Source organism: Denitrificimonas halotolerans, assembly GCF_034259425.1.
Lineage (GTDB): Bacteria > Pseudomonadota > Gammaproteobacteria > Pseudomonadales > Pseudomonadaceae > Denitrificimonas > Denitrificimonas halotolerans.
This window is the reverse complement of record NZ_JAXIVU010000026.1, coordinates 20,414-29,420: the sequence shown is the minus strand read 5'-3', so window position 1 is coordinate 29,420 and position 9,007 is coordinate 20,414. Positions and strand designations below refer to the sequence as shown.

The 9,007-nt window shown below is 46.2% G+C and carries 9 protein-coding genes; 5 read left to right on the top strand and 4 right to left on the bottom strand.

Annotation, left to right across the window (positions count from 1 at the left end; genetic code table 11):
- Positions 1-108: zinc ribbon domain-containing protein (locus TOI97_RS12410; RefSeq protein WP_321552891.1), on the top strand; the 108-nt coding region annotated here is incomplete at its 5' end.
- 97 nt (positions 109-205) lie between these two features.
- A complete protein-coding gene (speD, locus tag TOI97_RS12405; protein ID WP_321554452.1) occupies positions 206-1,009 on the top strand; it encodes an adenosylmethionine decarboxylase in 804 nt (267 codons plus the stop codon).
- A gap of 102 nt (positions 1,010-1,111) precedes the next feature.
- Here speD and coq7 read toward each other — a convergent pair whose 3' ends face one another.
- Both coq7 and TOI97_RS12395 read right to left on the bottom strand, forming a co-directional pair.
- Positions 1,112-1,759 carry a 2-polyprenyl-3-methyl-6-methoxy-1,4-benzoquinone monooxygenase gene (gene coq7, locus TOI97_RS12400; protein WP_321554451.1) on the bottom strand — a complete coding sequence of 216 codons (648 nt, stop codon included), beginning with the start codon at positions 1,757-1,759 and terminating at the stop codon, positions 1,112-1,114.
- Positions 1,760-1,821: 62 nt separating this feature from the next.
- Complete coding sequence (locus TOI97_RS12395) at positions 1,822-2,160, bottom strand: histidine triad nucleotide-binding protein (protein WP_321554450.1); 339 nt, start codon at positions 2,158-2,160, stop codon at positions 1,822-1,824.
- 397 nt (positions 2,161-2,557) lie between these two features.
- Here TOI97_RS12395 and adk point away from each other — a divergent pair, with 397 nt between their 5' ends.
- The 3 genes from adk (at position 2,558) to TOI97_RS12380 (ending at position 4,828) form a co-directional block, all read left to right on the top strand.
- Complete coding sequence (adk, locus tag TOI97_RS12390) at positions 2,558-3,205, top strand: adenylate kinase (RefSeq protein ID WP_321554449.1); 648 nt, start codon at positions 2,558-2,560, stop codon at positions 3,203-3,205.
- Between the two features lie 138 nt (positions 3,206-3,343).
- Complete coding sequence (tsaB, locus tag TOI97_RS12385; RefSeq protein WP_321554448.1) at positions 3,344-4,024, top strand: tRNA (adenosine(37)-N6)-threonylcarbamoyltransferase complex dimerization subunit type 1 TsaB; 681 nt, start codon at positions 3,344-3,346, stop codon at positions 4,022-4,024.
- An 18-nt stretch (positions 4,025-4,042) separates the two neighbouring features.
- Positions 4,043-4,828, top strand: a complete 786-nt coding sequence (locus TOI97_RS12380; RefSeq protein ID WP_321554447.1) for a class I SAM-dependent methyltransferase — start codon at positions 4,043-4,045, stop codon at positions 4,826-4,828.
- A gap of 69 nt (positions 4,829-4,897) precedes the next feature.
- Here TOI97_RS12380 and TOI97_RS12375 read toward each other — a convergent pair whose 3' ends face one another.
- Both TOI97_RS12375 and glnE read right to left on the bottom strand, forming a co-directional pair.
- Positions 4,898-5,821, bottom strand: a complete 924-nt coding sequence (locus tag TOI97_RS12375; protein WP_321554446.1) for a branched-chain amino acid transaminase — start codon at positions 5,819-5,821, stop codon at positions 4,898-4,900.
- A gap of 36 nt (positions 5,822-5,857) precedes the next feature.
- Entirely contained in the window at positions 5,858-8,788 is a 2,931-nt protein-coding gene (gene glnE, locus TOI97_RS12370; RefSeq protein ID WP_321554445.1) for a bifunctional [glutamate--ammonia ligase]-adenylyl-L-tyrosine phosphorylase/[glutamate--ammonia-ligase] adenylyltransferase, read from the bottom strand.
- Between the last annotated feature and the right edge of the window lie 219 nt (positions 8,789-9,007).

The following is a 9,007-nucleotide window of genomic DNA, read 5'->3' as shown; positions in this document are numbered from 1 at the left end:
TGGACGTGCAGTGGGTGTGGTGTCACCCACGATCGCGATATCAACGCGGCACGTAACATTCTCGCGGCCGGGCATGGTCGTCTAGCAGTAGGAATCCCCGTCCTTTAGGTCGGGGAGGATGTCAATGAGTTTGGGTGTTAATAACGTACAGTTATTAAAGTGCTAGATAAAGCGGCTTAACCGCATTAATAAAGAGAGTTTAACGTTGACCAGTAAATTAAAACTGCATGGGTTCAACAATCTCACGAAGACCTTGAGCTTTAACATTTATGACATCAGTTATGCGCGCACGCCTGATGATCAGCAAGCTTATGTGGCTTATATCAACGAATCCTATGATGCAGAGCGTCTTACACAGATTTTGACAGATGTGGTTGATATCATTGGTGCCAATATACTCAATATTGCACGCCAAGATTATGAGCCTCAAGGTGCAAGTGTAACGATTTTAATTTCAGAGGAACCGGTAGAGCCGACAGCTAGTCAGATTGAAGAGTCGCCAGGACCATTACCAGACATTATTTTAGCGCATTTAGATAAAAGCCATATTACCGTGCATACCTATCCTGAAATTCATCCCGTTGATGGGCTGTCGACTTTTCGGGTAGATATTGATGTGTCAACTTGTGGGGTGATTTCGCCCCTTAAAGCATTAAATTATTTAATTCATCAGTTTGACTCGGATATTGTCACCATTGATTATCGTGTGCGTGGTTTTACACGGGATGTGGAAGGGCGCAAGCATTTTATCGATCATGAGATTAACTCAATTCAGAACTACCTTTCCAAGGATACTCGTGCCGCTTATCAAATGACCGATGTAAATGTGTATCAAGAACATTTATTTCATACGAAAATGTTACGGCAAGATTTTGAGCTGGATGACTATTTGTTTGGAGATGCGACGCGCAACCTGTCTTATGAACAGCGCCGCAAAGTAGAAGAGCGCTTACGTCATGAGATGTTAGAGATCTTTTATGGTCGCAATATGGTGCAAAGTAACCGTTAAACGTTGTATCGATAGTTAGAGAAAAGGCACTCATAAAAGTACCTTTTCTATGTATGAACTATCCACCACTTTATGCGGTTGGGGAGTTTTGTTGGGTTTGTGTTAAAGATGGTAAGTGCTTTTAGTCATCACTTTCGCCAAGAGACTCATGCCGAATTTAACTGGTGCAGGAAAATGGTAACCGCCAGCATCTAAAGCATTGATGGCATGCTCTTCTTCATCAGTGCGCATTTGTTCTAAAATGGCTCTGGATTTACGGTCTGTATCTGGAATTTGTTGCAAGTGCTCATCTAGGTGTTTGCAAACTTGATTTTCAGTTGCTGCGACAAAACCTAAACTCACTTTGTCACTCAGAGCACCAGCAGTGGCGCCGACTGCAAAAGATAAACCGTAAAATAAAGGGTTCAATAGGCTTGTACGGCTATCGAGCTGTTGTAGGCGTTGCTCACACCAAACTAAGTGGTCGATTTCTTCATCGGCAGCCTGCTCCATTTGCTGACGAATGTTTGGCAACTTTGCGGTCAGTGCCTGCCCTTGATATAACGCTTGTGCGCAGACCTCTCCAGTATGATTAATACGCATGAGGCCGGCGATGTGTTGTTTTTCATCTGCTGTTAAGTTGCCTTGAGGCTCAACAATCGCCGGTGAAGGTCGAGTTGCAGTATTGCTATTAGGAACCAAAGTGCGCAAAGCCGAATCCGCTTGTAATAACAAACGATCGATGGGCGAATAGTGGCGTTGATATGACATATTTGACTCCTGTTAAATAGCAGTTTTAAGCTCTAAAAAAATCATTCAGACTTGATGATCAGTTAGCCTGGAGGCCATTCCAGTTGGCGCTGTCCGAGGACATGCAAGTGAATATGATAGACTGTTTGACCGCCGTTTTTGTTCGTATTCATGACGACACGAAAGCCTTCTTCACAACCTTGTTCTTTAGCAAGGCGTTGCGCTGTGTAAAGAATATGGCCCGCTAAAAATCGATCATCTTCTGTTATGTCATTCAGCGTGCTGATATGTTTTTTAGGAATCACTAAAAAATGTACTGGCGCTTGCGGTGAAATATCATGAAACGCCACGACATGTTCATCTTCATAGAGCTTATTGGCGGGAATATCGCCGGCAACAATTTTACAAAATAAACAATCCATAATCAGACCTCTTATTGTAATTGGATCTGTGAAGTTTAGCTGCCACAGCTCTTAAGCACCAGTGTTGGTGGTGCATTGGTTTTGTATCAGTTTTTGCGTGGTGGTTCATTTTGAACTGTTTGTAATAAAAGCAATAGTTTGGCAAGAGTGCACTGCGTCATTGTGTCGTACCTTGAACACTCTGCTCGGCCTTATCGGTATAGTATTTTAAAAGCTGTGCTTGGCCATCACATTTTACAGGTTGAGTTGGATATTTCTCTTGTGCGACTAAAGGCGTATGTGTATCTTGGATGCTTTTGCGATTTATAAAGCCGCACAATTTTAATGAGCAGAGCTGTATTAAACCTGCGCTGTTCATCGCTTTTCTAATAGTAATGCTGATATGAGGAATATAATAATGCGCATGATTTTGTTAGGGGCACCTGGTGCTGGAAAGGGCACGCAAGCTGGATTTATTACTAAGAAGTTTGGTATCCCGCAAATCTCTACTGGTGACATGTTGCGAGCTGCAGTTAAGGCTGAAAGCCCACTTGGTTTGCAGGTTAAAAATGTGATGGAAACCGGCGGCTTAGTTTCAGACGATATTATTATTGGTCTGATTAAAGAGCGTATTGCCCAAGATGATTGCGCGAATGGTTTCTTATTTGATGGCTTTCCACGCACGATTCCACAGGCTGAAGCTTTGCGTGATGCAGGTATTGAGATTGACCATGTTATTGAAATTGCTGTGGACGATGAGGAGATTGTTGGTCGTATCGCAGGGCGTCGTATGCACCCAGCATCAGGTCGCACGTATCACATTGAGCACAATCCGCCTAAAGTTGCTGGTAAAGATGATGAGACTGGTGAGGATCTGATTCAGCGTGATGATGATAAAGAGGAAACAGTGCGTCACCGCTTGTCGATCTACCATTCACAAACTAAGCCTCTGATTGCTTTTTACCAAGAATTGTCGGCGGTCAATGGCACACCAAAGTACAGTACTATTGAGGGTGTTGGTACGGTTGAAGAGATCACTGCACAGGTGTTAGCTGCACTGAACTAATTGCCTGAGGGAATGCATTCGCTTTTACAATGATTCTAACCGGTGTAACAGTGAATGCATTCTTGCTATAAGTGCTATTTTCCCTTCTTAGCATTGCCCCTGTTACAATTTCTTTTTTTAATTATTTGACGAAAGCTCATGACTACTTTGCTGGCACTGGATACGGCCACTGAAGCATGCTCCGTTGCGTTATTACACAACGGTCAAGTGTTCAGCCGTTACGCCGTGATTCCCCGTTTACATGCACAACAAATTTTACCAATGATCAGTGAAGTGCTGACCGAAGCAGGTGTAAATAAATCTGCTATTGATGCCATTGCTTTTGGTTGTGGGCCTGGAGCCTTTACTGGTTTACGCATTGCTGTGGGTGTGGTCCAGGGTTTGGCTTTTGCCTTAGAGCGACCGGTTTTGCCGGTTTCAAACTTAGCTGCGATTGCTCAACGCGCTTATCGCGAAGAGGGGGCTGAGCAAGTTGCAGTGGCCATTGATGCGCGCATGGATGAAGTATACTGGGGTTGTTATGCACAAACTGACGGAGAGGTCGTACTGCAAGGCGTAGAGGCAGTATTGGCACCAGAAATGGCAGCATTACCTCGCAATGCGCAAGGTGAGTGGTTTGCTGCGGGTACTGGATGGCAAACCTATGCTGACCGTATCACGGTGCCAGTGTATGCTCGCAGTGTCACTTTGTTGCCCCATGCTGAGGACATTTTAACCTTGGCCCAAGCTAAGTGGCTGCGTGGTGAAGTAATGAGTGCGCACGAAGCTCAACCTGTGTATTTACGTGATCAAGTGGCTACGCCAAAACAATCACATTAGACTTTAAAGTTAGGCTTTATGTTCGATTCCAGTGTGACCACGTCGATTTTGATACGAGTGGATGCGATGACTGTAGCTGATCAAGCACAGGCTGTGCAGTTAGCGCAGGATTTAGACCTACCGTTAAGCGGTGATGCTGACTTTGCTTTGCAGGTCAGTGCAGATGGCATGCAATTGCAAGAGTTGGGCCATTCAGCACCCGGACCTATCCGAGTAGACTTTGTTGAGGGAGCTTTAGCTCATCGACGTCAGTTTGGTGGTGGTAGCGGGCAGATGATTGCTAAGGCTGTTGGCATTCAGTCAGGGGTGCGCCCGAACATCTTAGATGCCACTGCGGGGTTGGGGCGTGACGCTTTTGTGCTGGCCTGTTTAGGCTGCCAAGTGCAGATGATTGAGCGTAATCCAATCGTGGCTGTGCTCTTACAGGATGGTTTGCGTCGAGCGCGTTTAGATATGGATATTGCCAGAGTTGTGCAGCGTATGCCGCTGTTGATTGGTGATGCTATTGAATTGATGCGTTCTTGGGTGGGAGAGATACCACAGGTGATTCACTTGGATCCTATGTTTCCCAGTCGCGAAAAGAGTGCTTTAGTAAAAAAAGAAATGCGGCTATTTAAACCGTTGGTCGGTGCTGATGAAGATGCTGCTGACTTGCTAGCAGCTGCTTTGTCTCTAGCCAGTCATCGAGTGGTGGTGAAACGGCCGCGTAAAGCGCCGACCATAGAGGGGCCCGCACCGAGCTATAGCTTAGATGGTAAATCCAGTCGTTATGATATTTATGCGAAAAAAAGCTTAAAACCTTAAGTGTTTCTTTCAGATTGAAAAAGCCCGCAAAGTGTAAACTTTAGCGGGCTTTTTTGATGAGCTGAAATCTTAGCTAATCAGTGTGCGCCATTCTGGGTGAGCGTCTGTTTCACCGGTCACTAGGTCAAAGTAGGCTTTTTGTAGTATTTCGGTGATAGGGCCGCGGCTACCGATACCGATCTGACGACCATCAAGCTCACGAATAGGTGTGACTTCGGCTGCTGTACCAGTAAAGAAAGCTTCATCAGCAATATAAACTTCGTCGCGAGTAATACGTTTTTCTACGATATCGATGCCGCGCTCTTTAGCTAAGGCTAAAATGGTATTACGGGTAATGCCATTTAAGCAGGCAGTGACTTCAGGAGTGTAAATCACGCCATCCTTAACAATAAAGATGTTTTCGCCAGAACCTTCAGCAACATAACCTTCAGGGTCGAGTAATAAAGCTTCATCTGCTCCGGCAGATACAGCTTCTTGTAGCGCTAACATTGAGTTTACATAGGCGCCACTGGACTTAGCACGGGTCATGGTGATGTTGACATGGTGGCGAGTGAAGGAGCTGGTACGAATCTTGATGCCTGCTTTTAAGGCTTCTTCGCCCATATATGCACCCCAGTGCCATGCAGCAACAATCAGATGAACTTTGAGGTTGTCGGCACGGATACCCATACCTTCAGAGCCGTAGAAGGCTAAAGGACGAATATAGGCGCTATCGAGATTGTTATCGCGCACAGCAGTGATGATGGCTTCATTGACCTCATCTTTGGTGTACGGAATTTTCATGCCCATGATGTGTGCAGATTCAAACAGGCGGTCTGTGTGTGCCTGTAAACGGAAAATTGCGGTGCCTTTTGGTGTTTTATAGGCACGAATGCCTTCAAATACACCCATGCCGTAGTGTAATGAGTGAGTTAGAACGTGCGTGGTTGCGTTACGCCACTCAACCATTTCGCCGTCATACCAAATAACACCATCACGATCAGCCATCGACATTGTTGCGTGCTCCTGAAAATAATATGAAGAATCTGATTACAAATAACTTAAGCCCAGCTCTTGCCAGACGTCCATCACGGAGTGACGTTCGTCAACAAATAAATTGCCTTCAACCACACCTTGCTGTTTTTGCAGGGCTAGACGGTGAGCTGCAGCACGATAGGCTTTGTAAGCCTCCTGTAACATGCGCACATGGTGGGCACTAAACAGGTTTTCGGCGGCGAGACCGTCAAGAATACGGATGTTGTCGGTATAGGTTACCAGTTGTGGATATTGCCATGACCAAGCTAGAACGGCATATTGCACCATAAATTCGATGTCAACAATACCACCAGCATCTTGCTTAAGGTCAAAAGGCATTTCAGCATTAAATGCATTTGGGCTCAAACCACCTTGGGTGGTTTTAGAACCATGATTATGCCGCATTTTGGCGCGCATTTCGCTGACTGCTTCACGTAATGTGGATAAATCACGCTGTCGACCTAAAATATTCAAACGAACTTGGTTAAATTCCTGAGCTAATTTAGGGCTGCCGACCAAAACTCGGGCACGAATTAAAGCTTGGTGCTCCCAAGTCCAAGCATGTTCTTCTTGGTAGCGCTCAAATGCGCTTAAGGATGAGGCTAGTAAACCAGAATCACCACTAGGTCTTAAACGCATATCGACATCATAGAGTCCGCCAGCTGTGGTACGGGTTGTGAGCATGGAAATAATCCGTTGTCCCATCCGAGTATAGAATTGTGCACCATCGATTGGGCGGGGACCATCGGATTCCGCTAAAGGGTCGCAGTCGTAGATAAAGACTAAATCAAGGTCAGAGCCATGGCCTAGCTCAATGCCTCCGAGTTTGCCATAGCCCACCACAATAAAGTCCAACTCGCTGGGGCTACCATCGAGACGTTTAGGTAGACCGTGTTTGCGTACCATTTCATTCCAGACAAGGTGCTGCACTTGTTCAAGAATTGCTTCGGCGAGCCAAGTGAGGTAATCGCTGACTTTCATTAAAGGTAAGGTGCCTGCAATTTCAGATGCAGCCACTCGTAAGCGGTGAGCTAGCTTAAAGTGGCGCAAAGCGTTCATTTGTTGTTCAACATCTTCTTCAGGGATGCGCAGCAAATGCTCACGCAGTTCTGCTGTGAGCTCTGGGGCTTGAGGTGGGCTGTATAAGCGTCCTTCGTTGAGTAATTCATCGAGTAGGGCGGGGAAGCGGGTTAGTTGCTCTGCAATCCACGGGCTGGCAGCGCATAAACTGATGACACGTAGCAAGACTCCAGGGTTTTCCGTTAGCAAGACTAAATAAGCAGAACGGCGAGCGACTGCTTCAATGAGAGGCAGCACACGCTCTAGTACTAAATCTGGATTATCGTGCTCAACTGCTTGTGATAAAAAACGCGGCATAAAAGCATCCAAGCGCTCCCTGCCTAAGCGTTGCATGGCTCGTACTTGACTACCTTCACGTAGCTGAACAATGCGTTGCCAAGCGAGCTTACTGTCAGCATAGCCTGCGTCTTCCAGTTGGCGGTAGATGCTATCAATGGCAATGGTATCTTCCCAGACGGGGAGCCATTCGCCACCAATAATGCAGTCATCTTCGTCCTCGTCGGGGTCTGCAATCACACCGCGGAAATGATGCTCAATGCGTTTACGCCAATACATCAGTTGTCCTAAAAAAGTTGTCCAGTCATCAAAGCCCATGATACAAGCTAGGCGGATTTGCTCTTGTGGGGTGTCCGGTAAACTTTGGGTTTGCATGTCAGCGATAGCCTGTAGAGCGTGCTCGGTGTAACGCAAGAAGCGGTAGGCGTCTTTGAGTTCGGTGACATCGGACGATGGCATATAACCTTGGGCAGCTAATGTATCGAGGATGTTCAGGAGTGGGCGTTGCTGTAGGCTGAGATCGCGGCCGCCATGAATCAATTGGAATGCTTGAGCAATAAATTCAACTTCACGGATACCGCCAGACCCCAACTTGATATTGTCTTCCATATCTTTGCGTCGCACTTCTTGTTGGATCAACTGCTTCATCGAACGTAAGGCTTCAATAGCTGAGAAGTCTAGATAACGACGATATACAAAAGGGCGCAAGATACGCAGTAAGCTAGCGCCGGCGTTTTGGTCACCGGCAACTACTCGAGCTTTGATCATGGCATAGCGCTCCCAGTCACGACCTTGATTCTGGTAGTACTGCTCTATGGCAATGAAACTGAACACGAGTGGGCCACTGGATCCATACGGGCGTAAACGCATATCAACGCGAAAAGCAAAACCATCCACAGTGATGGTGTCCAATGCTTTAATCAGTTTTTGACCTAGGCGGGTAAAAAACTCTTGGTTATCGAGGCTGCGTTTTGCACCTTCTGTTTCTCCACCTTCTGGATAAGAAAAAATTAAATCTACATCGGAGGACAGGTTGAGTTCATAGGCACCGAGCTTACCCATGCCAAGAACAACCAAGTGTTGAGGTTGTTTGCTGTAGCGACCAATGGGTGTGCCAAACTGCTGGCAGTGTTGCGAGTACAGCCATTGATAGGCTAAATCAGTACACGCATCGGCCATGGCAGATAAGTCACGGCAGGTTTCACCCAGTTCAGATTGACGCATGAGGTCACGCCAAATGATACGCACTTGTTGCCTGTTGCGGTATTTGCGTAAATGTAAGTGCAGGCTTGCTTCGTCTGGGCAGTCAAGGAGATGCTCACTCAATTGATAACGTATTTCGCCTGGCACCAAAGATCGATCAAGCTGCCCAGAAGCGACTAGGTCGATCAGCATTTGTGGATCACGTACAGCCTGATTAAGAACAAAGTCACTCAGTGTGCATACACGAATAAATTCTTGGTATCGGTTTTCTGACCACGCAGGGTTGGTAATTTGTTGTTCTTGCAGGGCTTGAGCCCATGCACGTTGCGCCTTTTGTTGTAATAGCAATAGGCTGGAAGGAAGAGATTCGAGTAACAAAGGGGTCATGCGCAATCCTGAACGTAGTCGTACCAAGGGTGTCTACAAAGATACCTGAAATTTCATAAAATAGAGTGTTCTCATATGACTTCGCCTAAAGGACTATAAGATAGTTGCTGACTCGCACGCTATTATGTAGTAAAACTACAGGAAGAAGAAAAAATAACATTAAGATGACTTTGCTGTGCCATGGGCTGACTGTTCACAAGACATGAAGCACATATAGGT